The organism is Mesorhizobium ciceri biovar biserrulae WSM1271, from assembly GCF_000185905.1.
Classification (GTDB): Bacteria; Pseudomonadota; Alphaproteobacteria; order Rhizobiales; family Rhizobiaceae; genus Mesorhizobium; species Mesorhizobium ciceri.
The window spans coordinates 4,513,925-4,539,263 of sequence record NC_014923.1; the positions used below are offsets into that span (position 1 = coordinate 4,513,925).

A 25,339-nucleotide genomic window follows, 5' to 3' on the forward strand; every position below is an offset into this window, starting at 1 on the left:
GTTTCCTGAATATCTGTCCGGTCAGCCGACCGAGCCCTCAAGCGAGATACCGATCAGCTTCTGCGCCTCGACAGCGAATTCCATCGGCAGTTGCTGGATGACGTCCTTGACGAAGCCGTTGACGATCAGCGCGATCGCCTCCTCTTCAGGGATACCGCGCTGCATGACGTAGAATTTCTGGTCCTCGGAAATCTTCGACGTGGTCGCTTCGTGCTCGAACTGCGCCGTCGAATTCTTGGCTTCCATGTAGGGCACGGTGTGCGCGCCGCACTGGTCGCCGATCAGCAGGGAATCGCAGTTGGTGAAGTTGCGGGCGTTGGTCGCCTTGCGGTGCGCCGAGACCTGGCCGCGATAGGTGTTCTGCGAGAAGCCGGCGGCGATGCCTTTGGAGATGATGCGGCTCGACGTGTTCTTGCCGAGGTGGATCATCTTGGTGCCGCTGTCGACCTGCTGATAACCGTTCGAGACAGCGATCGAATAGAACTCGCCCGAGGAATCGTCGCCGCGCAGGATGCAGCTCGGATATTTCCAGGTGATCGCCGAGCCGGTCTCGACCTGCGTCCACGAGATCTTCGAGCGATCGCCACGGCAGTCGCCGCGCTTGGTGACGAAATTGTAGATGCCACCCTTGCCCTCGGCGTCTCCGGGATACCAGTTCTGCACCGTCGAATATTTGATCTCGGCATCGTCGAGCGCCACCAGTTCGACGACGGCGGCATGCAGCTGGTTCTCATCGCGCTGCGGCGCCGTGCAGCCTTCGAGATAGGAGACGTAAGCCCCCTCCTCGGCGATGATCAGCGTGCGCTCGAACTGGCCGGTGTTCTTCTCGTTCATGCGGAAATAGGTCGACAGCTCCATCGGGCAGCGCACGCCCTTGGGCACGAAGACGAACGAGCCGTCGGTGAACACGGCCGAATTCAGCGTGGCGTAATAATTGTCGGAGGTCGGCACAACCGAGCCGAGATACTTCTTCACCAGTTCGGGATGCTCGCGGATGGCTTCCGAGATCGAGCAGAAGATGACGCCGGCCTGCGCCAGCTCCTTCTTGAAGGTGGTGACGACGGAAACGGAATCGAACACGGCGTCGACGGCGACGCGGCCCGATTTGTAGACATTGTCGCTGACTTCCTCGAGTTCCGAGGCGTCGGTCTTCTGCACGCCGGCGAGGATTTCCTGCTCGCGCAGCGGAATACCGAGCTTCTCGTAGACCTTCAAGAGTTCGGGATCGACATCGCTGAGCGAGGTCGGGCCGGGCGTGCTCTTGGGCGCCGCGTAGAAGTAGATGTCCTGGAAATCGATCTTGGGATAGTGGACGCGCGCCCAGGTCGGCTCGTCAAGCGTCAGCCAACGGCGATAGGCTTCCAGACGCCATTCCAGCATCCAGGACGGTTCGTCCTTCTTGGCCGAAATGAAACGGATAATGTCTTCGCTGAGGCCTTTGGGGGCCTTATCCATCGCGATTTCGGTCTGGAATCCATATTTGTATTGGTCGACGTCGATCTTTCGGACCCGATCGATCGTGTCCTGCACAGCAGGCATATGCGTTCTCCATCCACGCCGGGGTCAAGGCCCGACAGTTTTCAAACTATGGCACCGCCAAAACGAACCCCAAAAAGGCGCTTGCGGCAGCGTAAGTTTCATATAGTGCGCTTCGACCGGAAATTCACCCGGCCAGCATGAAACGCACGGCTCTACCAGGCCGAATGGCCCAAATCATTTTCGTCAAGCATCGGATTTTCCCGAAAACCGCTACGCGCTTTTCGGTCCGATGCCCCAACCGCTCACGCGGCTTTTTCTCTATCCGCCCGACGCGCGGCGATTCCCGTCAGCGCAACGCGAAACAACTCGATGTCTTCCGCGCCCGTCGCCGGACCGATCGACACGCGCAAGGCGCCAAGGCTGTCACCGTATCCCATGGCTTTCAGCACATGGCTCGGTCCGACCTTGCCCGACGAACAGGCAGAGCCGGCCGACAGCGCTACACCGGCCAGGTCGAAGGCGATCTGCGCGGTTTCGGCTTTGACGCCCGCAATAGCGAAGAATGCCGTATTGGCAAGCCTTGGCGCACCGGTTCCGAAGATTTCCGCGTCCGGCACCAGGGTTTTCACGATGGCCTCGATCTCGTCGCGGCGCCGGCGCACCGCATCTATGGCCGGCAACCCGGCCAGGGCTTCGCGTGCGGCGGCGCCAAAGCCGGCAATGGCCGCGAGGTTTTCGGTGCCGCCGCGATGGCCCTTTTCCTGGCCACCGCCATTGATCAGAGGCTTCGGCATCATCAGATCGGAAGCGGCGACGATGGCGCCAACGCCCTTGGGGCCGCCGATCTTATGCGAGGACAGAATCAGGTAATCGGCGTAACCCGCTGATAGATCGATCGAAACACGCCCCGCCGCCTGAACCGCGTCGACGACGAGGACGCCGCCCGCAGCCTTGACGATCCCGGCGATGCGATCGATCGGCTGGATGACGCCGGTCTCGTTGTTGGCGGCGTGGATGGCAACCAGCGGCAGGCCTTCGCTCTTGTCATGACCACTGAGCGCTGCCGCCAAAGCGTCGAGATCGGCGATACCGTTGGCGTCGACGCCGACCCGCGTCACCTGCGCTGACGGGAAATGTCCGCCGTTCAACAGGCAGGGATGATCGGCCTCCGACACGTAAAGCCGGCTCATGCGCACCGTGCCGCGCCCCATCTGCCAGTCGGGTGACAGCAGTGTCGAGGCTGCTTCCGTGGCACCGGAGGTGAACACGACGTGCTCGGGCTTGGCGTTGACGAGCGCCGCCACGTCACGCCTTGCGGTCTCGATCAGACGGCGGGCCGCCCGCCCCTCGGCGTGAACCGATGACGGATTGGCGGCGACATCGAGCGCCGCGACCATAGCTTCGCGGGCCGCGGCAAGCAGCGGCGCACTGGCATTGTAGTCGAGATAGGCGCGTTTTGCGGCCATTTTCGTCCGTCAAGTCCCGTCAGAAGCCATTCCGCCGTCGTATGGCGTTATTTCCTTGAAATTCCAAGGCGAGCCGTCCTATTTACGCGGCTTGCGGCGCGGGTGGCCGGGCTCGATGTCTTGCCACTCAGTTTTGAACAATTCTAAACTAGCTTCTAAGAAGACGCTCGCCCTGCGTCAAGGCCAGAGGAAACGTTCCAGGCACCGCGCATTCGTATTACCTAGTGGAGTATTTTATGCCTGAGGTCATTTTCACCGGTCCTGCCGGCCGCCTGGAAGGTCGCTACCAGCCTTCCAAGGAAAAGAGCGCGCCGATTGCCATCGTCCTGCACCCGCACCCGCAATTCGGCGGCACGATGAACAACAAGATCGTCTACGACCTCTTCTACATGTTCCAGAAGCGGGATTTCACCACGCTTCGCTTCAATTTCCGCGGCATCGGCCGCAGTCAGGGCGAATTCGACCACGGCACCGGCGAGTTGTCGGATGCCGCCGCGGCGCTGGATTGGGTGCAGTCGCTGCATCCCGATTCCAAGAGCTGCTGGGTCGCCGGCTACTCGTTCGGATCCTGGATCGGCATGCAGCTTCTGATGCGCCGGCCCGAGATCGAAGGCTTCATCTCGATCGCCCCGCAGCCCAACACCTATGATTTCTCGTTCCTGGCGCCCTGCCCCTCATCGGGCCTGATCATCCATGGCGATGCCGACAAGGTGGCGCCGCCAAAGGATGTGCAGGGCCTGGTCGACAAGCTGCACACGCAGAAGGGCATCACCATCACCCAAAAGACGTTGCCCGGCGCCAACCATTTCTTCTCCAACGATGCCGACCTGCTGCTCGAGGAATGCGCCGACTATCTCGACCGCCGGCTGGCCGGCGAATTGTCGGATCCGCGGCCGAAGCGGCTGAGATAAACAAGGAAGAACGGACGGCGATGTACGAACCTCCTCATTTCAGGGAAACGCGGCCGGAAATCCTGCACGGGCTGATCCGGACGCATCCGCTGGGCCTGTTGATTTCCAACGGACCCGATGGGCCGGTCGCCAACGCCATCCCGTTCCTGCTCGACGCGGAAATCGGGCCGAACGGCAGGCTGCGCGCCCATCTGGCGCGGGCCAACCCGCAATGGCGCCTGTTGGCCGACAATCCGGCGTCAACCGTACTGATCGTCTTCCAGGGCAGCGATGCCTATGTGACGCCGTCCTGGTACGAGACCAAGCGCGAGACCGGCAAGGTGGTGCCGACCTGGAATTATGCCATCGTGCAGGTTCGCGGCACCGTCAAGGTGATGGATGATCAGGACTGGCTGGCGCAGCAGATCGCCGATCTGACCGTCTCCCAGGAAGGCGCCCGCGCCGCGCCCTGGGCGGTAACCGATGCGCCGGAGCCCTTCATCCAGTCGCAGATCAAGGGCATTATCGGGCTGGAAATCGAGATCAGCGAAATCCACGGCAAGTGGAAGGTCAGCCAGAACCGGCCGGTCGCCGATCGCGTCGGCGTTGCGCAGGGGCTCGAAAGCGAAGACCACCAATCGCCCGGCATGGCCGACCTGGTCAGATCCTATGGCGGACTGGACGGCAACTGAACTTCGAATGCTCAGCCAGCCTTCCTTGTCGGTCCGATCAGCCGAAACGTTCTCTTGCGGACCGGCAGTCCCGACGGCATCGGCCGGAAGATGAAGCCGAGCCGGGCAAAGACCAGCCCGCAGGCAAGCGCGAAACCGCAGCCAAGGCCGAAGCCGGCGACGGTGTCGCTGGGATAGTGCGCGCCAACGAAGATACGGGTCGAGGCGATGCAGGCGGTGATCGCCAGGGCGATGTACCATCGCCGCGGAAACAACAGCAAAGCGACCCCGAACACCGCGCCCATTGTCGTACCATGGCCGGACGGAAAGCCGGCGAAGCGCGCATCGAAAGCGAAGGGGTGCAGGGTCAGCACGCCAAAGTCCTCGTAATAGAGCGGGCGAGCCCGGCCAATGGCATATTTCAGCACATTGACGGCGATCCCCGACAGGCCGGTGGCGCACAGCACCAGAAAAGCCAGACAGGTCCAGTTGTAGAGCAGCATCAGCGAGCGCCGCGACAGGCTTCGCCAATCCGTCAGGTTCGCGGCGACAAGCAGAAGCACTGAGGGAATGATATACCAGCCTCCCAGGCCGAACTGGGTGAAAAAGTCGGCAGTCCGGGCAAATCCCGCCGACCACTTGCCGTGAAGCATTCCGGCCGGAGTGTCGAGACGAACAAACGCCGCCGCCGTCAGCAAGACCCAGACCAGCACCCAGACCGACCACAAAATATTCGGGTATCTGGCCGGACGGCTGGCAAGGCGGCTTTTGGCGATCTGCATCGTATCGCGAAAGTTGTCGAGCGACCGGCGCCCTATGCCAAGGAGCAGGCTCGAAACGGGCGGGCGTGATTTCACCAGCATAGGAAATTCGACCCCATTGTTGCCGTCATGGGCATCGGCGAGCCGTCACTGGGTTACACGATAGAGGCCGAGCGACAGTTTGTCTCCCGACGAATAGTTGAGGCCGTCGACCTCGGCAACGCGGCTCGCCGACTTGCCTTGCGCCTCCAACAGGCCATTCAGCTTCTGCTCGTCGCCGATTTGTGCCAGCGCCAGCGCGCAGGTGGGGTCGCCGAGCAGATGCTTGGCGACGCCATCGACATCGGTCAGGACGGTCTTGGTACCGACCAGGAACACCAGGCTCGGCTCGTGATATTCCGCTGAGGCGAGCACCGTGGTGTCGCAAGGCCTGTTGGCCTGGACTGCCGCCTCGATCGCCGGGCTCAGCCAGATCGGCTTCAGCGAAGGCGCGATGACGCCGAACAACAGCCCATAGGTGATGCCGGCGCAAACCGCGATGGCGCCGATGCGGGAGAGCGGCACTTGCAGCTGTCGCGAAAAAGCGAAATACCCTGCCGCCAGCGCCGCCGCGGCGGCCGGGATGCTCCACCAGGAAAAGGAGCCGGTGAGATAGATCGGCGCTCCGACGCAGACCGCCGCCAGGCCAAGGCTGACCACGGCAAGACCGAATGCGGTCGACCACCACAACCAGTCCTGCCAGCGCCTGAGCGGCGCATTCGCCTCCTGCGGCGACAATGTCAGCAGCCAGCCGATCAGCAGCGCCATGCCGGGATAGGCCGGCAGGACATAGTGCGGCAGCTTGGTCGGGATCAGCTCGAACACCAGCCAGAACGGAATGTACCAGGCGAGGCAGAAACGCAGCCGGGGATCGTCGCGCAGACGGTTGAGGGCCTGGAGCCCGGCGCCGACCGCGATCAGGCCGAACGGCCACATGAACAAGGAATAGGTCAGCATGTAGAAACCGGGCGGCAGGCCGTGCGATTCCTCGCCCGAGGCGACCTTGGCCATCATGTCCTTGCCGACGGCATCGCTGAGAAAGGTGCCGCCGCTCTTCCAGGTGATGAGGGCAACCCAGGGCAACACGATGAGCGCCACCAGAGCGACTCCGCGCACGAGCTTCAGCTTCAGGAGCCAGCGCCAGTCGCGCTCGAAGGCAAACAGGGCGGCGACCGTGAGCAACGACAACAGCGGAGCCACCGGCCCCTTGATAAGAATTCCAAGGCCTTGAGCGGCCCAGAAAATCCACGGCAGATGGGCGGCTACCGGTTCGTTGCGGCGCGCTGCCAGATAGATCTGGGCGAGCGCGCCTTGCGCCGCCACGCAGCAGGCCAGCAGCATGGCGTCGGTCTTGGCGTCACGGCCCTCGAAGGCGGTGGCGAAGATCGCCGCCATCATCAGGCCGGCGGCGAGACCGGCATTGGCCCCGAACAGCTTGGTGCCCGTCCAGGCGATGCCGACGACGGCCAAGGCAATGCCAAGCATGGAGACGAGGCGGTAGACCCAGATCGGCGCCGCCGCCCCCTCGCCGCTCAGCGCCACGGCCGCCGATTGCAGCCAGTAGATGCCGATCGGCTTCTTGTAGCGCGAGGCATCCTGAAAACGGATGTCGACATAGTCGGAGGTTTCGACCATCTGCTTGGTAGCCTGGACAAAACGGGATTCGTCGCGGTCGATGGGTGGAAGGCTCGCCAGTCCACTGAACGTCATCAGCACGCTGAACAGAAAGAGAAAGAGATAGTTCCTGTTCATCGCGGAGCTTTCCGGATCTGATCTGCGGGATGGCCCCGTCGCGGCGCCTCAGGCCCTGCCCTGCGCGGCGCCTCAATACGCCAGCCCAAACGACGAAGCAAGGATTCGCAACGCCATCCGCGCGGGCTGCAAACCGGAAACCACTTTTGCTGATCGCTGGACCTTTGTCTGGCGCGATCAGTCGCAAAACCGGAAACCACTTTTGCTGATCGCGCTTGGATGCTAAACGCCCGCGTTCATGCACGCCTGAGCCACAGCGGCCGGACGCTTTCGGGAATAGAAAAAATGCCTGCCTTCAAATCGGATTTCCTGCGCACGATGAGCGAGCGCGGTTTCATCCACCAGACTTCGGATGATGCCGGTCTCGACAATATCTTCGCCAAGGAGACGGTGACAGCCTATATCGGCTTCGACGCGACCGCCAAGAGCCTGCACGCCGGCTCGCTGATCCAGATCATGATGCTGCACTGGCTGCAGCAGACCGGTCACCGGCCGATCGCGCTGATGGGCGGCGGCACCTCGATGATCGGCGACCCGTCGTTCAAGGATGAGGCGCGCAAGCTTTTGACCCCGCAGGACATCGAAGACAATCTTGCCGGTATCCGCCGCAACTTCATGCCCTACCTCAAATTCGGCAGCGGTCCCAACGACGCCATCATGGTCAACAACGCCGATTGGCTGATGGAGATCAACTACGTCAATTTCCTGCGCGATGTCGGTCGTCACTTTTCGGTCAACCGCATGCTGGCCTTCGATTCCGTCAAGCTGCGGCTCGATCGCGAGCAGTCGCTGTCGTTCCTCGAATTCAACTACATGATCCTGCAGGCCTATGATTTCGTCGAGCTCTACAAGCGTCTCGGCTGCCGCCTGCAGATGGGCGGCTCCGACCAGTGGGGCAACATCATCAACGGCATCGATCTCGGCCGCCGCATGGAGGACGCGCAGCTCTATGCACTGACCACGCCGCTGCTCACCACCTCGTCGGGCGCCAAGATGGGCAAGTCGGCGTCGGGCGCGGTCTGGCTCGACGCGGAGATGCTGAGCCCCTACGAATTCTGGCAGTACTGGCGCAACACCGAGGATGCCGACGTCGCCCGCTTCCTGAAGCTCTACACGACGCTGCCGCTGGACGAGGTGGCGCGGCTCGAGCGGCTCGGCGGATCCGAGATCAATGAGGCCAAGAAGATCCTCGCCACCGAGATCACCGCCCTGCTGCACGGCCGCGCGGCCGCCGAGCAAGCCAGCGATACGGCGCGCAAGACGTTCGAGGAAGGCGCGCTCGCGGAGTCGCTGCCGACCGTCGAGGTCGACAAGACAGCGCTCGAAACCGGCGTCGGCATCCTGTCGCTGCTGGTCACCGCCGGACTGGCGGCGTCGAACGGCGAAGCGCGGCGGCATGTGCAGGGCGGCGCCGTGCGCCTGAACGACGAGCCGGTGAGCGACGAGCGCCGGCTGGTGACCCCTCAGGATTTGAGTCCGGAAAACGTCGTAAAGCTTTCCTTGGGAAAGAAAAAACACATTCTGGTGCGACCGGCCTGAACTCGCTCACCTATATTCGAAGATCGACCTGAATATTCCGGGCGCGATCACCGACAGCGGATTGATGTCCAGCAGCGGCTTGTTGGCGTTGCCCTTGAGCCGGTAGGTGACGCCGATCAGGCCACGGTCGCGGCCATTGCCGAGCAGCGCGCCAACGATGGGCAATTCGCCGAAGATGCGATTGAGGCCATAGACCGGCATGAACGTGCCGGTCATGTCCATGTTGTTGTTCTGGTCGTAGAGCGTGCCCTGGAACGTCGTGCCGATGCGCGGTCCGCGCAGCACGCCATTGGCCAGTTTCAGATAGCCGCTGCCCTTGTCGATCTCGGCGTAGCCGCGTTCGAACTTCACCCGCGACGTGTCCAGCTTGCCCTTGACCGCCTGGTTGAGGCTGCGGTTGTCGCCGGCCGGCGTGGTCGAGACGATGGAGGCGAGTTTCGGCTCGTTGACGACGAAAAAATTGCTGGTGTCGACCTTGCCCTTGAGCGATCCGTCGCTCGGCCCGGCCAGTGCGAGCGTGATCACGCCGCCTTCCATATGTTCGTAGATGTTGAGGAATCTCAGGATGGCGCCGGCGTCCGCGGACTGCATGTTGAGCGTGCGCCGGCCGGCGCCGGTCGTGTTGCTGATCGATATGGCCGCACCTGAACTGGCCGTGGCGCTGACCTTCAGCCCGTTCACCCGCGAGCCGGCCGCGCTGTAGTCGAGCTTCAGATTGGACAATTGCTCGTCGTGGAAACCGGTCAGCCGGTCGACATCGGCGCTGACGGAAATGGCGTCGGAACCGGTGGTTTTGGTAGCCGTGTCGACGTCGGAGGTGAACTGCTTGATGAGCGAGCGGGCATCGAGCGCATTGCCCGATATGTCGACCGCATAGCCCTTGCCGGACCGCTTCACCGACACAGCAACGTCGTCGCCTCTGTTCAAGGTGACCTTGCTGAACCGCGCCGACGACAAGGCGCCATTGACCAGCACGATGCTGCCGTCGACGGAGAACGTCTTTCCGTCGAGATTGAAATCGGACAGCGTCGTGGTGTCGCCGGACTTGGTCATGACGAAGGTGACGTTGGCGGGCACCCCCGCCCCCTTGCTCCAGCCCGCCCAGGGAATGTCCAGCCTGGCGTTGGTCAGGTCGGCCGAGACGTTCTGGTCGCCGCTGCCGTTCTTGTCGATCGCCACCTTCACAGTTCCGGCAAGCAGCGGCTTCAGGCCGGGCATGGCGGCGGCGCGGATCTTGTCGTCGAGCACCAGGGCCACCTTGCGGCTGCGCGCCGGCCCCTCATCCCTGAGCGGCTCGATCAGATCGAGTTCGGCCGGAATGCCGTTCAGCAACGCCTTGGCGGAGATCACCGCCTTCTCGGGGTCGACCGTGATCGAACCGTCGGCATCCGTCACGACCTGTCCTTCGAAGGGCTTGGCCAGGGACATGCCGGTGTAGTCGAGCGACACCAGCCAATCGAGCTTCGAGGAGTCGACGCCGGACTGCAGCGGAATATCCGCCTTGACGTGACCGGTGACGCTGCCCGACAGGTCCTCCGGCAGAATGCCGACATGGCGCATGGCGTTGATCGGCTCGTAGGATGCGAGTTCGGCAACGGCGGATGCGTCGCCGTCGACATCGATGTCGAGCGCGCCGACGACCGGCGGGCGGTTGGCCGCCTTGACCGTCAGCGTGCCGTTGCTGGCCGCCACGGTGCGGCCGCTGGGCATGTAGACGGTGCCCGAGGACAGCGAGATATCGACATCGTTGCCGTGGAAACCGACGACGCCGACCGCGTCGCGTATCGGCGGGATGCGGCCGGCGGTGTCGAATCGCGATCCCTCGATCTGGAAGCGGCCGAACACCTCATCGGCCGAAAGCGGCACGCCGTTGCCGAGCCGGCCCGGCACCACCTGGAACTGAAGGTTGGCGTCGACGACACGGCCGCCGAACAGATTGGCCAGCACCCACAGCCGGGCATTGCGCGCCGAAAACCACGGCCATAGCTGCTTGACGTGAGAGACCTGCATGTCGTGGATGTTGAACGCCAGATTGATCCCCGGCACTTTGCCGTCGACGAACGCCACGGCGGCGGTGCCAAGCATCTCGCCCGAGCCGGCGGACCGAAGCGCGATCTGCTCGGCCACCAGTTTGTGGCTCACCGTGTTGTAGACACCGGCGATCCGGGCGAGGAAGGTGAGCGCCGGCTCGGGCGACTCCGACGGCGCAAGCGACGACCCGTCGCTGGTCAGGTCGTAGCGATAGGAGGGCTCTTCACCCACCGCTCCGCTTGCCGGCTTCGGCCCGATCGAACCGGCGAAATCGAATGTCGAGCGGCCGGTCTTCAGCAGCAATCTGTCGACCTGGACCTTGTTGCTGCCAGCAACCAGCGTCGCATTGATATCGACGTCCGCCGGCAGCAATCCTCGCGTGCCGAGATCGAGGACAGAGCCCGTCGATGACAAAGCGGCCGTCAGCCGCGATGCGTTCACGCCGAACCCTTCCGATCCCGTCAGCTTCAACGCGACGGGTCCCAACTTGCCGGCAGCGGCCGCGCCGGTGTCGGCCAGATCGATGCTCGCATCCAGCGCCGTGACCCGGTGCGCCGCGATATCACGGGTGGCGGTAGCGGCAACCGTAAGCGTCCTGCCGTCGATGTCTGCCTTCGAGGAAAACTGCATGCCGCCCGGTCCCGACTGCACGACGGTGGCGTCGGTGATCTTGACGAGCTTGATCGCTCCGGTTTCGGGCAGCACGAATTCGACATTGCGAAGATCGATGCGACGCAGCGAATCCTCCCGTACGGCATCGAGTGCGTGGTTGATGTTTCCGAACACCGCGGCGGACAGCTTCTCCGGATCGATGAGGCCGTCCGCATTGCGCAGGCCGGCGGTCCAGTCGCCGCTTGACGGCATCGCCGCCACGACGATGCGGGCATCCGAGATCCTGGCGCTGGTCAGCCGCACATCTCCCCACAGCAGCGGGAACAGACGCACGCCGAAGCGCACGCGGCCGGCATCGGCCATCGGCTTGCCGTCTGATGTCTTCAAGCTGACGTCGCTGACCTGAAGCGCGATGAAACTCGAACCGTCGAGCGTGATGCGGGCAGGCCCGACCGCGACATTGACATCGACGCCCGCCAGTTTCTCAAGCGCCGTTTCCGCCTCGGCGCGAAGCCGGTCGGCTCCGATGCCGGAGGCGCCAACCAGATAAACGAGCACGGCGGCCAGCAGCACGAAAGCGACCAGACCGGCGAACAGTCGCGACAGGATGCGAAAACCGCGTCCGATCGACGCCTGACCAAGCGGCGGCACACGGCAGGCGGACGGAAAGGTCCCCAGGTCGGTGATCTCATCACGCCTGAACCGGATCTTCTCGTGCTGCGGTCGCTCCTGATCCACGCAATTTTCCGTTGTACGAACTCGATCGTGGACGAATCCCCGTCCGACACTATATCGGTGTGGCTTCGCGCGTAACCTCAAACAAGGGCATCGGTATGGCTGACCTCGACGTAGGCGATCTTGCGCCGCAATTTGACCTGCCGCGGGACGGCGGCGGATCGGTCAGCCTTGCCGCATCGTCCGGCAAGCCCATCGTGCTCTATTTCTATCCGCAGGACGACACAACAAGCTGCACGCAGGAGGCGATCAGCTTCTCGCAGTTGAAGCCGGAGTTCGAGAAGGCCGGCGCCGTGGTGATCGGCCTGTCGCCCGACCCCGTCAAGAAGCACGACAAGTTCAAGTCGAAATACAATCTCACCATCGACCTCGCCGCCGACGAGGAGCGCAAGGTAATCGAGGCCTACCATCTGTGGGTCGAGAAATCGATGTATGGCCGCAAGTATATGGGCGTCGAGCGCGCGACGTTCCTGATCGGCCGCGACCGGCGGATCGCCAGGATCTGGCGCAAGGTCCGCGTCAAGGGCCATGCCGAAGAGGTGCTCGAGGCCGTTCGAGCGCTTTGAGGTTTGCCGGCGAGGCTGGCCCAGGTTCCCTTGCAACCTTACGCACGCCTGGCGGGCAATCGCTGTGAGCAAGCTATCGCTGCAAGCCTTTGTTAACCCTAATAATGTGTAATCAAGCTGTCGTGGTGTCGTAAACGAAAGCTTGGTCCCGTGAACGCAACCGGTCAGTCCGCAGTCTTCGGCAAGCGTAAGGAGCCCCATACGGTCATCATCGCCCGGGGCAACGAGATCAGGCATTTTACGATCCGACCGTGGCTGGCGGCCTTTATCGGCTCGGCGCTGGCCGCCATTGCCGTCGGCTACCTCATGGCCACCTCCTATCTCGTGCTGCGCGACGATTTGATCGGCGCCACAACGGCGCGTCAGGCGCGCATGCAGCAAGCCTATGAAGATCGCATTTCGGCGCTTCGCGCCCAGGTCGACCGCATCACCAGCCGCCAGTTGCTCGACCAGCAGCTGATGGAAACCAAGGTCAGCGAACTGCTTGAACGCCAGAGCCAGTTGAGCCAGCGTCATGGCCGCCTTGGTCCGCTGCTCGAACGCGCCGAGAGCGAAGTCGGCGCAGCGCCGGCCGAAGATCCGGCAGCGGCTGCGAAGCCGGACAAACGCGCCGAAGCGACCGGCAGCATCAAAGAGCCCGCGCGGAATTATGCGGTCGCCAGCCTGAGCGCCGATCTCGGCGCCGGCGACACAAGGCCGTTCTCGCTGTGGTCAACCCGCTCCGATCCGCTGCCCAATGATTCAGCCGCCGATCGTGCCGACAAGCTCTTCGTCTCGATCAACCAGTCGTTGAAATCCATCGAGAGTGATCAACTGACCCGCATTAGCACGCTTGCCGACAATGCCTATAAGAGCGCCGATGCCATCACCCAGGCGCTCGAGGCGGCCGGACTGCCCGTCGACAGCGACTTCGGCAAGGGCGACAGCGACGTCGGCGGACCGCTGATCCCGGTCGACAGTTCGATGATGTTCGACAGCAAGGTCAAGGAATTGGACGAAGCGCTTGATGCGCTCGATCATCTCAAGAAAGAAGCGCGCCAGCTGCCGCTGACCAATCCGGCTCCGGGTCACTCCGTCACCAGCCCGTTCGGCGTGCGCACCGACCCTCTCCTTGGCACCGCCGCCCTGCATTCCGGCATGGATTTCAGGGCGCCGATCGGCATGGCCGCAAAAGTCACGGCGCCTGGCACCGTCACCAAAGCCGGCTGGAACGGCGGCTATGGCCGCATGGTTGAAGTCGACCACGGCAATGGTTTTGCGACACGTTACGGGCATCTCAGCGAGATCGACGTGACCGTCGGCGAGAAACTGGACGCCGGCGCCGTCATCGGCAAGACCGGCAGCAGCGGCCGCTCGACCGGCCCGCATCTGCACTACGAAGTCCGCCACAATGGCGAAGCGATCGATCCCTTGCGCTTCCTCACGGTCGGCAAGAAGGTCGCCCAGTATCTGTAAGCGATCCCAGGCTCCTGCCCCATGCGCCGATGACCATCATGATGGCTGACTAAGGCGCTCCCGTCGACAGAAACGCCGTCGCTGCCGCAACCAAGGTGGTTGCGCCGACCTTCAACGCGGCCTCGTCGATACGAAACCGGGCGTGATGGAGCGGAAAGACCGATCCGATCTCCTCGTTCCGGATTCCCAGCCGAAAATAGACCGAAGGACGTTTCTCGCTGTAGTAGCCAAAGTCGTCCGCGATCGTCCATCCGGGCGTGTTGAGGACGTTGTCGGCACCGATGCAGGCCTTGGCGCTGGCGGCAATCAGCTCTGTCATCTCGACATCGTTGACGACGCCGGGTTCGCCCTTGTGGATGTCGACCTCGACACGCGCGCCGTGGCTCGTCGCCATACCCGCGGCTATCGTACGAACGCGGTGCCAGGCCCGCTCGCGGGTTGCATCGCTGCCGCTGCGGATGGTGCCTTTCAACGTGACCCTGCCGGCGGTGACATTATATGCGTTGCCGCCATTGATGGCCGTGACGGAAATCACCAGCGGATCGTACGGATCGGTCTCGCGCGAAACGATCTTCTGCAATTCGCTCACCAGGGAGCAAGCCACGGCCAACGCATCGACACCTTCATGCGGTTTTGCCGCGTGTGCCGCCGAGCCGATGACGGCCACATCGAACGTGTCACAGGCCAGAGTGTAGGGACCGGAGCCGACGGCGATCTTGCCGGTCGGTGTGTACGGATCGACGTGGACGCAGATGGCGGCGTCGATGTCGTCGAGAAGCCCCTCTTCCACCACCCGCTTGCCGCCCGACGGTTCGTCCTCCTCGGCCGGCTGGAAGATCAGGCGAACGGTACCGCCAAAACTGTCCCGCGACTGGTGAAGATGCGCGGCCACCGCGAAAGCCATCGATGCATGGGCGTCGTGACCGCAGGCATGCATCACACCTGGATTGGTCGATGCATAGTCGACACCGGACTCCTCCTCGATCGGCAAGGCATCGATGTCGGCGCGAATGGCGATCTTTCGATTTGACGGCCTCCCGGCGCCGACAATATCGACGGCAAGGCCAAAGCCGGCGACGTCGCGAATGTCGACGATTCCCTGATCCACCAGCATCTGCCTGAGGTAACGCTGCGTGCCGGCCTCCTGGTTCGAAAGCTCGGGATTGCGGTGCAGATGGCGACGGACCTCGATCATCCGGTCGAGAATTCCGGCGTCGATATCGGTCGTCACGGTTTTCGCAACACCACCCGCCGTGGCCGAACCCTCAGGATTTGACATGGATCTCTCGCGGGAACTTCGTCAGGGTCTCGTGGCCGGTTTCGGTGACCAGGATGGTCTCGCTGACCTCGATGCCCCAGCCGTCCATCCACATGCCAAGGATGGAATGAACGACGTTGCCCGGTTCAAGCACCGTCTTGTCGCCCGGCCTGAGGCTGATCGTGTGTTCGCCCCAATCCGGCGGATAGGCGACGCCGATGGAGTAGCCGATGCGCGATTCCTTCTTCAGTCCATAACGCTGGATGACCTTGCGCCAGGCAGCTTCGACCGCTTCGGCAGTCGTTCCCGGCCTGACCGCGTTGAGCACCGCGTCCATGCCCTCGATCACCGCTTTGGCGGTATCCGAGACATTTGTCGGCGTCTTGCCAAGCTGCATGGTCCTGGCGAGGCCGGCGGCATAGCGGCGGCAAACGCCGGCAAGTTCCAGCGCAATCGTCTCGTTTTCTCCGAACCGCCTGTCGCTCCACATGATGTGCGGCGCCGAGGCATTCTCGCCACCGAGGATTGTCGGCGGAAGTGCTGTGATGTCGCCGGCAAAATCCGGGCTGCCCGCGATCTGCGCCGCCTGGATGGCGGCGATGGCATCGCATTCGCGAACGCCCGGCGCGATCACCTCGAAGGCTCGCGTGACGGCCGCTTCGGCGAGCGTCGATGCCTTGCGCAAATAGGCGATCTCCGGCGCCGATTTGACCGCCCGGATCCAGTTCACCAGCAGGTCGGCATCGTGCCATTTTGCATTGGGAAGTCCGGCGACAAGCCGGGCGTGCGCCTTGGGGGAGAAATAATAGGCTTCGAGTTCGATGCCGATATGGCGGCTCCCCCAGCCCCTGGCGACGATCCAGTCCGCAATCCAGTCCATGGGATGGCGATCGACGCGCTGGACATGGTCTTCCGGAAAGCCGACCACGTTTTCCGGCTTCATCCAGGCTGTCAGAAGACCGCCGGCCGCATCCATGGCGCGCCCGATCCAGACCGGCTCGACCTCCTCGATTGGAACCAGCACCATTTGCGGCGTGTAGAACGACCAGCCGTCATAGCCGGTGATGTAATGCTGGTTGGCAACGTCGTTGACGACAAGGAGCTCGAGACCGCGCTTGGCCATCTCTGTGCGGATCTTGCGAAGCCGTTGTTGGTACTCGTCGCGGGCAAACGGCAATTCGATCATCTTTGCTCCATGCTTTGTCAGATCAACGGTCGCGGGGTTCGCTCACCATTGAAGAGGTTTCGCCATGGCGGCAATCGGCCAGGGCGGCGTGTGGGCAGGTCCTGAACCGGGTACGTCCATACCCGGCCTTCCCAAGATTGTGTTTCACTATCATTTATTTTTGAATTCCATTTGACTGAATAAATAAGCGGTGCCAAGCTATCCTCTCCTAAGGGGCGCAAGGCATGGCACTGCGGGGGACCAATCAGGAGTTCGGGCGGCCATACAACCGGCGCATCGTGCTTGAGTCCATCCGCCTGCACGGGCCGATCGCGCGCGGCGAGATCGCCCGGCGCGTCGGCCTCACCGTCCAGACCGTATCGACCATCGTTCGCGAACTGGAAGATCAGGACTACATCCTGTCGCTGCGCGAAGAGCCGAAGGGGCGCGGCCTGCCGCCGGCGACGCTCCGGATCAACCCCGAGGGCGGCTATGCCGTCGGCATCCACATCACTCCGCTTGGTATCAGCGCCGCCTTGATCAATCTGAGCGGCGACGTGATCGAGAGCATCTACCGCGAAGCGCCGAACGCGACGCCGGACCACGCCTTCGAGTTGATCGGGGCGATGGTGGTGGAATTGACCCGGCTGCGGGCTGGCGGACGGGTGCTGGGCGTCGGCATGGCCCTGCCCGGCCCATTCGACGTGGAGTCCATGAGTTTCGTGGGGCCGACCACCATGACCGGCTGGAAGGACGTGGCGCTGCGCGAACGGCTGGCGGCCTCCACCGGATTGCCGGCCTTCTTTGAAACCGATATGGCCGCGGCCGCCATGGGCGAGCGCCTCTATGGCCTCGGCGCCCAGTTTTCCGAATACTACTATCTCTATTTCGGCGTCGGCCTTGGCGGCGTCATGGTTCATGACGGCAGCGCCTTGCGCGGCGCCTGGGGAAATGCCGGCGAGATCGGACACATTCCCGTCATTCCCGGCGGCGAAGCCTGCCCGTGCGGCAACAGCGGCTGCCTCGAAAGATATTTGTCGCTCGAGGCGCTCCGGCGCTGGAACGGCAGCGAGGCCGACTGGGTGGCCGAAGTCGCACCGATCTTTCACAACGCCGTCGCCGTCATCGAGAATCTGTTCGACCCGGAGACGGTCATCCTCGGCGGGCTGGCGTCCACTGACCTGCTCGAAATGCTGGCTGGTTCGGCCGCAGGCCTGCACAACTCCGTCTCGGCCCGCAAGGACCGCACGACGCCCAGGGTCGTGGTCGCGCGCGGCGGACAGCATTCCGTGCTGCGCGGCGCCGCCGCCCTGGCGGTTTCCGGGGTTCTGTCACCTCGCTTCGGGCAGATGTTCGCGGCCGAACGCGAACGCGAGCGCGACCTTCTCAAAGGCAGGGAGATTGCGGCATGAGTGAACCCCTGCTGGTGCTCGACAACGTCACCAAGAACTATGGCGCGATCGAAGCGCTCAAGGGGATCAGCTTCTCGATCGGCAAGGGCGAGGTCGTGGCGCTGCTGGGCGACAACGGCGCCGGCAAATCGACACTGGTGAAGATCATATCAGGCGGACTGGAGCCGACATCGGGCCGCATGCTGTTCGAGGGCAAGGAATTCCTCGCCAAATCACCGGCCGAGGCCAAGGCGGCCGGCATCGAGACCGTCTACCAGGATCTCTCGCTGTGCACCAATGTCGACGTGGTCGCCAATTTCTTCATGGGCCGCGAGATCACCCGCAAGTTTCTCGGCATTCCCGTGCTCGACGAGCGCGCCATGGAAGCCGTCGTCGGAAAGGCGCTGGCCAATGCCGGCACCCGCATTCCCTCGCTGCGGGCCAATGTCGAGCATCTCTCGGGCGGCCAGCGGCAAGCCATCGAACTCAACCGCTTCGTGCACTGGGGCGGCAAGCTGGTGCTGCTCGACGAACCGTTTGCCGCCCTCGGTGTCGAACAGACGCGGCGCGGTCTCGACATGATCCGCCAGGTGGCCAACCAGGGCATCGGCGTCGTCATCATCACCCATATCATGCAGCAGGCTTTTCAGGTCGCCGACCGGATCGTGGTGATCCGCCAGGGCGTCGTGGCCGGCGATGTCGCACGCAATAAAACAAGTCCCGACGCGGTGATCAACATGATCACCGGTGAGACGCTTGCCGGTGCCGGACCGACAGGCTGAGGGACAAAAGAGGGGTCCGGCTTAAGAGGAGCGAACGACATGAAGCGAATACTTCTTGCTGTCTTCGGTATCCTTGCACTGGCCTTTGCCACGCTCACGCCGGCATTCGCCCAGTCCAAGGGTATCGTCTACTATATGGTGCCGACCCTGCTGGACGAGTTCCAGACCGGCTCGGTGAGCGCGCTGGAACTGTTCCTGAAGCAGACCGGCTACGAGATGAAGACGCTGAACGCCGACAACAAGACCGACGCCCAGCAATCGCAGATGAACGACGTCATCGCGCTGAAGCCGGCGGCCATCATCCTGGCTGCAGTCGACTTCAATGCGCTGAAACCGTCCATCGAAGCCGCGCGCGCCGCCGGCATCCCGGTGGTCGAGTTCGACCGCCAGATCACCTCGACCCCGTCCGACTTCACCTCTGTCGCCGGAACGGTCGAGATCGGCTACGTCGCCGCGGATCAGGCCGAGAAGCTGCTGAAAGCCAAGAACGGCTCGGTGAAGGGCAAGGTTCTGCAGGTGCTCGGCGACCCCGGCGATCCCTACACGCTCGACATCCAGAAGGGTTTTGAGGAGAAGATGAAGGCATTTCCGGACGTCAAGATCATCTCGCTTCCGGCCATGCAATGGGAAGCCAGCAATGCCGGCACAATCGTTGCCGACCAGATGCTGGCCAACCCCGACATCGACCTGATCTTCAGCCATGCCGCGCACCTATCGGTCGCCGCCGTCGCCTCGCTCGAGGCGGCCGGCAAGAAGCCGGGCGACGTCATGCTGATGAGCTCGAACGGCGCTCCGGTCGGCCTCGACCTGATCCGCAAGGGCTGGCTCAACGCCGAAATCGAGCAGCCGCTTTACGCGCAGGCCGCGGCTGTCGCCATGTTCATGGACAAGATCGTCAAGAAGCAGGAAATCAAGCCCGGCGAATACGACGTGCTCGGCCTGAAATCGACCGTGACCAAGGAAGCCTGGGGTCCGAACATCAAGATCCCCGGTGCAGCGATCACCAAGGAAAACGTCGATAATCCGGCCTTCTGGGGCAACCAGAAGCCGCCGACGGACACCGTCAAGTCGGTCGAATAGTCATCTGAAAGCGCTCCGGGCTGTAGCGGCCCGGAGCCTGCCTTTCACACCGCCGCGTCCGAAAGGATGCCGTGGCGAATTTGAATCCGCGCCTGAACCCGACGAAATCGAGTTGATTTCGCGGGGGCGCCAACCGGATCAACCCATGAACCCGCGCACACGCAAAGCCCTGGAGTTCGTACTCGACAACCTCGTCTGGTTCATGCTGCTGTTCGTGCTGGTGGTCTTCTCCATCTTCGTCCCGAACTACTTTCAGCTCGGCATCTTCGCCAATATCATCGAGGCTTCGAGCGTGCTCGGCGTCATGTCGATCGGCTTGGCGCTGGTGATCATCGCCGGTCACATGGATCTGTCGGTCGAATCCGTCGCAGCGCTCAGCGCCATGGCGGTCGGCATCCTGTTTTGCTCGTCGGGCATCGGCATGGGCGTGCAGCTGCATCCCGAGTGGCTGATGGTTCCGGTTTCGCTGCTGCTGGCGCTGGCAGTCGGGGGTCTCATCGGCGCCTTCAACGGCTATCTGGTGGTCAAGGTGAAGATGAGCGCCTTCATCATCACGCTGGCGTCCTACATCTGGGTGCGCGGCCTCGTGTTGGTCGTGTCGGGCGGCCGCTCGGCGCAGGACCTGGCGCCGGCCATCCGCTGGTTCGGCATCCAGCGCCTTGTCGGCCTGCCGCTCACCGCCTGGATCGCGGTTGGCTGTTTCGTGGTCTTTTCGCTGATCATGGCCAAGACGCCGTTCGGCCGGCATCTGGTGATGATCGGCGGCAACGAGACGGCGACCTTCCGCGCCGGCATCCGGGTGAACCGCAATCTCATCATCGCCTTCGTGCTCGCCGGCGCCATCGCCGGCCTCGCTGGCTGGCTGCTGGCGATCCGCACGTCGGGCGCCACCGCCAATCTCGGCGTCGGCTTGCTGTTCAACGCCTTCGCCGCGGTCGTCATCGGCGGCGTCAGCCTCAAAGGCGGCGTCGGCACCCTCCCCGGCGTCTATGCCGGCGTGCTTTTGCTCTCGGCCATCAACACGGCGATCAATTTGATGGGCCTGCCGGCCAATTTCACCCAGGTGATTCATGGCCTGCTGGTGCTGGCCGCGGTGCTGCTCGACGCCTTCAAGCAAACCATTCGCCAACGACTCGCATGACAGGACGGCTCGCATGACAGGACGGCTAAAAGACAAGGTGGCGCTCATCGTCGGCGCCGCCCGCGGCATCGGCAAGGGCATTGCGCTCCGCTTTGCCGAAGAGGGAGCGCGGCTGGTGCTCGCCGACACCGAAGTCGAGGCCGGGCAAGCGACCGCTGGCGAGTTGGGCGTCCCCTTCATCCGCACCGACATCTCGCAAATGAGCGACGCCGAGGCCGCCGTGGCGCTGGCGCTGAAGCAGCATGGCCGTCTCGACATCATCGTGCAGAATGCCGGCATCTATCCCTGGCAGCTGATCGAGAACACCAGCGCCGACGACTGGGACCGCGTCATGGCGGTCAATCTGCGCGGCACCTTCAATGCCAGCCGCGCGGCCCTGGTGCCGATGAAGGCGCAACGCTTCGGCCGCATGCTCTACACCTCCTCCATCACCGGTCCGCATGTCACCAGCCCGGGCCATGGCCACTATTCGGCCAGCAAGGCCGGCATCAACGGCTTCATCCGCGCCGCGGCACTGGAATTCTCCGGCTACGGCATCACCGTCAACGGCGTCGAGCCCGGCAACATCCTGACCGAAGCGATCGAGCTGCATCGCGGCGAGGCGTTCATCAAGAACATGGAGGATTCCATCCCGCTTGGCCGCCTCGGCAGCCCGCGCGACGTCGCCAATGCCTTCCTGTTCCTCGCCTCGGACGATGCCAGTTACATCACCGGCACGACCATCGTCGTCGATGGCGGGCAGTTGCTGCCCGAAGGCAGCGATTTCCGGCTCGTTCCGCCATGATCATCGATTTCGGCGATGGCTTCTTCCTGCGCCAGGCGACCGAGGCCGACCATCCAGCACTTGCCATGATCTGCCTCAAGACCGGTGATGCCGGCCAGGATGCAACCGGTCGCGAAGACGCTCCGGATCTGTTGGGCCAGATCTACACCATCCCCTACCAGGTGCTGGAGCCCGACCTCGCTTTCATCGTCGATGGGCCAACGGGCGCCGCGGGCTATCTGCTGGGTGCAAAAGACACAAAGGCTTTCAATGCAGGCCTGGCCGCAAAGTGGTATCCGCGCCTTCGCGCGCAGGTGACCGATCCCGGACCCGACCGCACACGCTGGAGCGGCAGCGACTGGGCTCGCCACCAGATCCATCATCGCGACTTCACCATTCCGCCGGCCCTGGCTGCCTACCCTTCGCACGGTCATATCGACCTTTTGCCGCAAGCGCGTGGCAAAGGCATCGGCCGGCGGGCGATGGCTTTTCTCGAGCAAAGGCTCGCCGCGCTCGGTTCACGCGGGCTTTGCCTCGAAGTGATGCCGGACAATCACAACGCGCTGCGCTTCTACAGGGCCATCGGGTTCGCGGTGTTGCGGGAGCCGGAATTGCCGGACCACAGCATCTATGTCGCCAAACGGCTGACAACCGCACCGGGAGTTATATGAATGGTGGGCGATGACGGGCTCGAACCGCCGACATCTTCGGTGTAAACGAAGCGCTCTACCAACTGAGCTAATCGCCCGCTCCGGGCCGGACCTTTAAGCGGTCAGGGTCCGCTTCGCAAGGCCAAATGAGCGCAGGACGCCCTGGTTGGATGCCGGTTTTGCCAACAAAACGCCGGCTGTCAAAAAACCTTCTCCTGTTTGCTGTTATGATGGTTTGGTGCGCTTGACACCCGGTGGCGAACCCCTTATCCAGCGCCCCAACGACGAACACGGCTGACACGTGTTCGCCATGCGCGGGTGTAGCTCAGTTGGTTAGAGTGCCGGCCTGTCACGCCGGAGGTCGCGGGTTCGAGCCCCGTCACTCGCGCCATTTCTCTCAAGGGTATCAAGCCCTTGGCTTTGGAGAAATGTCGACATTGATTGTCAAAAATGTTGTCTTGCAAGAGACCTGAGGTAACTCAGGTTCTTTTGGCCCGCGCCTAGGTCTGGCCCCGCAAGATCATCCTCTCGCCAGCAGCGCCTCGACCTCCTGCAGCGTCGGCATGGATGGCGCAGTCCCTGGCCGGGTCACTGAGATTCCGGCGACGGCGCAAGCGAAGCGCACCGCCTGCAGCGGTTCCACGCCCCTCGAAAGTGCTGCCGCAAGCCCGCCATTGAAAGCATCGCCTGCCCCCGTGGTTTCGACCACCGGGCCGGCGCTGACGGCTGGAACGTGGTCGGAGCGATCTTTCGAGTGCAAAAGCGCGCCCTTGTCGCCGAGCGTGACGATGACTGTGCCGACCCCCTTTTTGAGCAGACTGTCGGCGGCGGCTCGCGCCTCGTCGACCGAGGACACCTTCATCCCGGTCAGTTCCTCCGTCTCGGTCTCGTTGGGCGTGAGGTAGTCGCAGAGCGTGTAGATGCGGTCGGGAAGCTTTGCCGCAGGGGCCGGATTGAGGATCGTCGTCACCCCTGCCCCACGCGCGATCTCCAACGCCCGCATGGCTGCTTCGATCGGCTGTTCGAGCTGCGTGACAAAGACGCCGGCATTGCTGATCAATGCGGCATTGGCTTCGATATCGGCTGGAGAGATCAGCATGGCGGCACCGGGGCTGACGATGATGGCGTTGTTGCCGGTGGTCTCCTCGACGAAGATGTAGGCCGCGCCGGTGTAGCTTTCCGGCGTATCGATGACGGCATTCTTGACGCCCGCCTGCGCCCAGGTCTGCCTGGCCATGTCGGCGAAGGGATCGACGCCGAGGCGGGTGAGGAAGGTGACGTCGGCGCCGAGCTTGCCGGCGGCCACCGCCTGGTTCGAGCCCTTGCCGCCGGGACCCAGCGTGAAGGATGTGCCGAGGATCGTTTCGCCCATGCGCGGCTGCCGCTGCGCCCTGTAGGCGGTGTCGGCGACGAACACACCCAATATGACGACCGGCTTGCCCGAAGCCATGCCGCTACTCCGCATCCGGCGGCACGACGCCCTTGCGGAAGGCGAAGCAGCCATAGAAGCGGCGTTCGCCGGTCTGGATGACACAATAGGCTTGTTTGGCGCGCTCGTAGAAGGCGTAGCGCTCGACCGCGATCATCGGCCACGACTTGCCCTCGGCCTTATCGACTTCCTTCTGCACTTCCTTCTGCACTGCAGGAATCTCGTCCGGCTTGTCGACGATTTCCATGCGCGCGGCCGAATCGTCGACGAACGTGTCGAGCGGGTAGAGCGACAGCACCGCCTTGACCACTTGCGCGGCCGAGGCATCGATGCGCAGCACGCGGCCGAGCGCCGTCTGGCGCGCCACCGAATCGGACGGAAAATTGGTGTCGGCGATGATCAGATCATCGCCATGCCCCATTGCCCGCAATGCCTGCAGCACGTCGGCATTGAGCAGCGGGTTGATGCCTTTGAGCATGGTATTCCTCGTGCGTTGGGATCAGAGACGCTTGCCGGTCTCGGCGTCGAAAAGATGGATCTGGTCAAGCCTTGGCTTCAGCTTCAGCGTGTCGCCCGGCTTGAAGTCGTGGCGCTCGCGAAACAGCGCCACCATCTCGCCTTCGCCGAAGCGCAGGAACACCAGCGTTTCCGAGCCGGTCGGCTCGACCACCGAAATCTTCGCCGGCACGCCGTCGGGATGGATCTCGAGGTGCTCCGGTCGCACGCCATAGACGACCGCTTGACCGTCCTGCGCGGCATTGCCCGATCCGATCGGGAACAGCGTGCCCGCGATGTCGACACCGGGCTTATCGCCCTTGCGCATGACGCCCTTGAGCAGGTTCATCGAAGGCGAACCGATGAAGCCGGCGACAAACAGGTTGGCCGGGCGGTCGAACAGTTCCAGCGGCGCGCCGACCTGCTCGATGCGGCCGTCGCGCATGACAACGATCTTGTCGGCCATGGTCATGGCCTCGATCTGGTCGTGGGTGACGTAGATGGTGGTGGTCTTCAGCCTCTGGTGCAGTTCCTTGATCTCGGTGCGCATCTGCACGCGCAGCTTGGCGTCGAGATTGGACAGCGGCTCGTCGAACAGGAACACCTGCGGATTGCGCACGATGGCGCGGCCCATGGCCACGCGCTGGCGCTGCCCGCCGGAAAGCTGGCGGGGATAGCGCTTCAGATAGGGATTGAGGTCGAGGATGTCGGCGGCGCGCTTGACCCGCTCGGCGACCACGGCCGGATCTGTTTTCCTGAGCTTGAGCGCGAAGGCCATGTTCTGCTCGACCGTCTTATGCGGATAGAGCGCATAGTTCTGGAACACCATGGCGATGTCGCGCTTGGCCGGCGGCAGATGATTGACGACGCGGTCGCCGATGGCGATCGTGCCGGCGGAGACGGTCTCCAGCCCGGCCACCATCCTGAGCAGCGTGGACTTGCCGCAACCCGAAGGGCCAACCAGCACCACGAACTGTCCGTCTGCGATATCGACGCTGACTTCGTGCAGAACCTTGACCGTTCCAAAGGCCTTGGCCACCTTGCTGATCGCGACTTGCGCCATGTCTCCCCCATCGGCTCCATTAGCCGTAGGCGCAGAAGCTAACCAACGCGACCTGCCAGGGCAAGTCGGTCCCTTATAGATAAAAACCCGCTCTCGTTGACACGGCGTTGGGTTGTGAGAATAGTG

21 protein-coding genes and 2 tRNA genes are annotated in these 25,339 nt (G+C 63.3%); 12 read left to right on the plus strand and 11 right to left on the minus strand.

Features of this window, described 5'->3' with window-relative positions; genetic code table 11:
- Positions 1-21: 21 nt before the first annotated feature.
- Both sufB and MESCI_RS22010 read right to left on the minus strand, forming a co-directional pair.
- Positions 22-1,539, minus strand: coding sequence for a Fe-S cluster assembly protein SufB (gene sufB / locus MESCI_RS22005; protein ID WP_013532161.1), 1,518 nt, complete (start codon positions 1,537-1,539; stop codon positions 22-24).
- Between the two features lie 242 nt (positions 1,540-1,781).
- Positions 1,782-2,945 carry a cysteine desulfurase family protein gene (locus MESCI_RS22010; RefSeq protein WP_013532162.1) on the minus strand — a complete coding sequence of 388 codons (1,164 nt, stop codon included), beginning with the start codon at positions 2,943-2,945 and terminating at the stop codon, positions 1,782-1,784.
- A 236-nt stretch (positions 2,946-3,181) separates the two neighbouring features.
- Here MESCI_RS22010 and MESCI_RS22015 point away from each other — a divergent pair, with 236 nt between their 5' ends.
- Together MESCI_RS22015 and MESCI_RS22020 are read left to right on the plus strand one after the other, a co-directional pair.
- On the plus strand, positions 3,182-3,856 hold the full coding sequence (locus MESCI_RS22015) for an alpha/beta hydrolase (RefSeq protein WP_013532163.1): 675 nt from the start codon (positions 3,182-3,184) through the stop codon (positions 3,854-3,856).
- Positions 3,857-3,876: 20 nt separating this feature from the next.
- Entirely contained in the window at positions 3,877-4,527 is a 651-nt protein-coding gene (locus MESCI_RS22020; protein WP_013532164.1) for an FMN-binding negative transcriptional regulator, read from the plus strand.
- An 11-nt stretch (positions 4,528-4,538) separates the two neighbouring features.
- Here MESCI_RS22020 and MESCI_RS22025 read toward each other — a convergent pair whose 3' ends face one another.
- Together MESCI_RS22025 and MESCI_RS22030 are read right to left on the minus strand one after the other, a co-directional pair.
- Positions 4,539-5,369 (minus strand): phosphatase PAP2 family protein, encoded by an 831-nt coding sequence (locus tag MESCI_RS22025; RefSeq protein WP_013532165.1) that lies wholly within the window; start codon positions 5,367-5,369, stop codon positions 4,539-4,541.
- 45 nt (positions 5,370-5,414) lie between these two features.
- Positions 5,415-7,058 carry an ArnT family glycosyltransferase gene (locus MESCI_RS22030; RefSeq protein WP_013532166.1) on the minus strand — a complete coding sequence of 548 codons (1,644 nt, stop codon included), beginning with the start codon at positions 7,056-7,058 and terminating at the stop codon, positions 5,415-5,417.
- A gap of 285 nt (positions 7,059-7,343) precedes the next feature.
- On the opposite strand from MESCI_RS22030, the gene tyrS reads away from it, so the two are divergent.
- Positions 7,344-8,597, plus strand: coding sequence for a tyrosine--tRNA ligase (tyrS, locus tag MESCI_RS22035; protein ID WP_013532167.1), 1,254 nt, complete (start codon positions 7,344-7,346; stop codon positions 8,595-8,597).
- A 6-nt stretch (positions 8,598-8,603) separates the two neighbouring features.
- Here the strand turns inward: tyrS and MESCI_RS22040 are convergent, their stop codons facing one another.
- The gene (locus MESCI_RS22040) at positions 8,604-11,978 is read right to left on the minus strand and encodes a DUF3971 domain-containing protein (protein ID WP_013532168.1); all 3,375 of its coding nucleotides are present in this window, start codon (positions 11,976-11,978) and stop codon (positions 8,604-8,606) included.
- 95 nt (positions 11,979-12,073) lie between these two features.
- Here MESCI_RS22040 and MESCI_RS22045 point away from each other — a divergent pair, with 95 nt between their 5' ends.
- Both MESCI_RS22045 and MESCI_RS22050 read left to right on the plus strand, forming a co-directional pair.
- Positions 12,074-12,541 (plus strand): peroxiredoxin, encoded by a 468-nt coding sequence (locus MESCI_RS22045; RefSeq protein WP_013532169.1) that lies wholly within the window; start codon positions 12,074-12,076, stop codon positions 12,539-12,541.
- Between the two features lie 150 nt (positions 12,542-12,691).
- On the plus strand, positions 12,692-13,996 hold the full coding sequence (locus MESCI_RS22050) for a M23 family metallopeptidase (protein ID WP_013532170.1): 1,305 nt from the start codon (positions 12,692-12,694) through the stop codon (positions 13,994-13,996).
- A 49-nt stretch (positions 13,997-14,045) separates the two neighbouring features.
- Here MESCI_RS22050 and MESCI_RS22055 read toward each other — a convergent pair whose 3' ends face one another.
- Together MESCI_RS22055 and MESCI_RS22060 are read right to left on the minus strand one after the other, a co-directional pair.
- Positions 14,046-15,275, minus strand: a complete 1,230-nt coding sequence (locus MESCI_RS22055) for a M20 metallopeptidase family protein (protein ID WP_013532171.1) — start codon at positions 15,273-15,275, stop codon at positions 14,046-14,048.
- Entirely contained in the window at positions 15,262-16,440 is a 1,179-nt protein-coding gene (locus MESCI_RS22060; RefSeq protein WP_013532172.1) for a M24 family metallopeptidase, read from the minus strand. Before MESCI_RS22060 ends, MESCI_RS22055 begins: the two co-directional genes overlap by 14 nt.
- A gap of 224 nt (positions 16,441-16,664) precedes the next feature.
- Between MESCI_RS22060 and MESCI_RS22065 the strand changes: the two genes are divergently transcribed.
- The 6 genes from MESCI_RS22065 to MESCI_RS22090 all read left to right on the plus strand — a co-directional run bounded on the left by MESCI_RS22065 (position 16,665) and on the right by MESCI_RS22090 (position 22,247).
- A complete protein-coding gene (locus MESCI_RS22065) occupies positions 16,665-17,831 on the plus strand; it encodes an ROK family transcriptional regulator (RefSeq protein WP_013532174.1) in 1,167 nt (388 codons plus the stop codon).
- Complete coding sequence (locus MESCI_RS22070) at positions 17,828-18,592, plus strand: ATP-binding cassette domain-containing protein (RefSeq protein ID WP_013532175.1); 765 nt, start codon at positions 17,828-17,830, stop codon at positions 18,590-18,592. The genes MESCI_RS22065 and MESCI_RS22070 overlap by 4 nt, the downstream gene beginning before the upstream one ends.
- A gap of 39 nt (positions 18,593-18,631) precedes the next feature.
- Positions 18,632-19,672 carry a sugar ABC transporter substrate-binding protein gene (locus tag MESCI_RS22075; protein ID WP_013532176.1) on the plus strand — a complete coding sequence of 347 codons (1,041 nt, stop codon included), beginning with the start codon at positions 18,632-18,634 and terminating at the stop codon, positions 19,670-19,672.
- Positions 19,673-19,817: 145 nt separating this feature from the next.
- Positions 19,818-20,813: an ABC transporter permease gene (locus tag MESCI_RS22080; RefSeq protein ID WP_013532177.1), complete on the plus strand. Its 996-nt coding sequence runs from the start codon at positions 19,818-19,820 to the stop codon at positions 20,811-20,813.
- Positions 20,814-20,826: 13 nt separating this feature from the next.
- A complete protein-coding gene (locus MESCI_RS22085) occupies positions 20,827-21,597 on the plus strand; it encodes an SDR family NAD(P)-dependent oxidoreductase (protein ID WP_013532178.1) in 771 nt (256 codons plus the stop codon).
- Positions 21,594-22,247, plus strand: coding sequence for a GNAT family N-acetyltransferase (locus MESCI_RS22090; protein WP_013532179.1), 654 nt, complete (start codon positions 21,594-21,596; stop codon positions 22,245-22,247). The genes MESCI_RS22085 and MESCI_RS22090 overlap by 4 nt, the downstream gene beginning before the upstream one ends.
- A 1-nt stretch (position 22,248) precedes the next feature.
- On the opposite strand, the gene MESCI_RS22095 is transcribed toward MESCI_RS22090, so the two are convergent.
- A tRNA-Val gene (locus MESCI_RS22095) sits at positions 22,249-22,324 on the minus strand.
- A 216-nt stretch (positions 22,325-22,540) separates the two neighbouring features.
- Between MESCI_RS22095 and MESCI_RS22100 the strand changes: the two genes are divergently transcribed.
- A tRNA-Asp gene (locus MESCI_RS22100) sits at positions 22,541-22,617 on the plus strand.
- Between the two features lie 129 nt (positions 22,618-22,746).
- Here the strand turns inward: MESCI_RS22100 and rbsK are convergent.
- From rbsK to MESCI_RS22115, 3 genes are read right to left on the minus strand one after another with little or no spacing between them, the layout of a single operon-like run.
- A complete protein-coding gene (rbsK, locus tag MESCI_RS22105; RefSeq protein WP_013532180.1) occupies positions 22,747-23,676 on the minus strand; it encodes a ribokinase in 930 nt (309 codons plus the stop codon).
- A 4-nt stretch (positions 23,677-23,680) separates the two neighbouring features.
- Complete coding sequence (locus tag MESCI_RS22110; protein WP_013532181.1) at positions 23,681-24,133, minus strand: RbsD/FucU family protein; 453 nt, start codon at positions 24,131-24,133, stop codon at positions 23,681-23,683.
- Between the two features lie 21 nt (positions 24,134-24,154).
- Complete coding sequence (locus MESCI_RS22115) at positions 24,155-25,213, minus strand: ABC transporter ATP-binding protein (protein WP_013532182.1); 1,059 nt, start codon at positions 25,211-25,213, stop codon at positions 24,155-24,157.
- Positions 25,214-25,339: the final 126 nt, after the last annotated feature.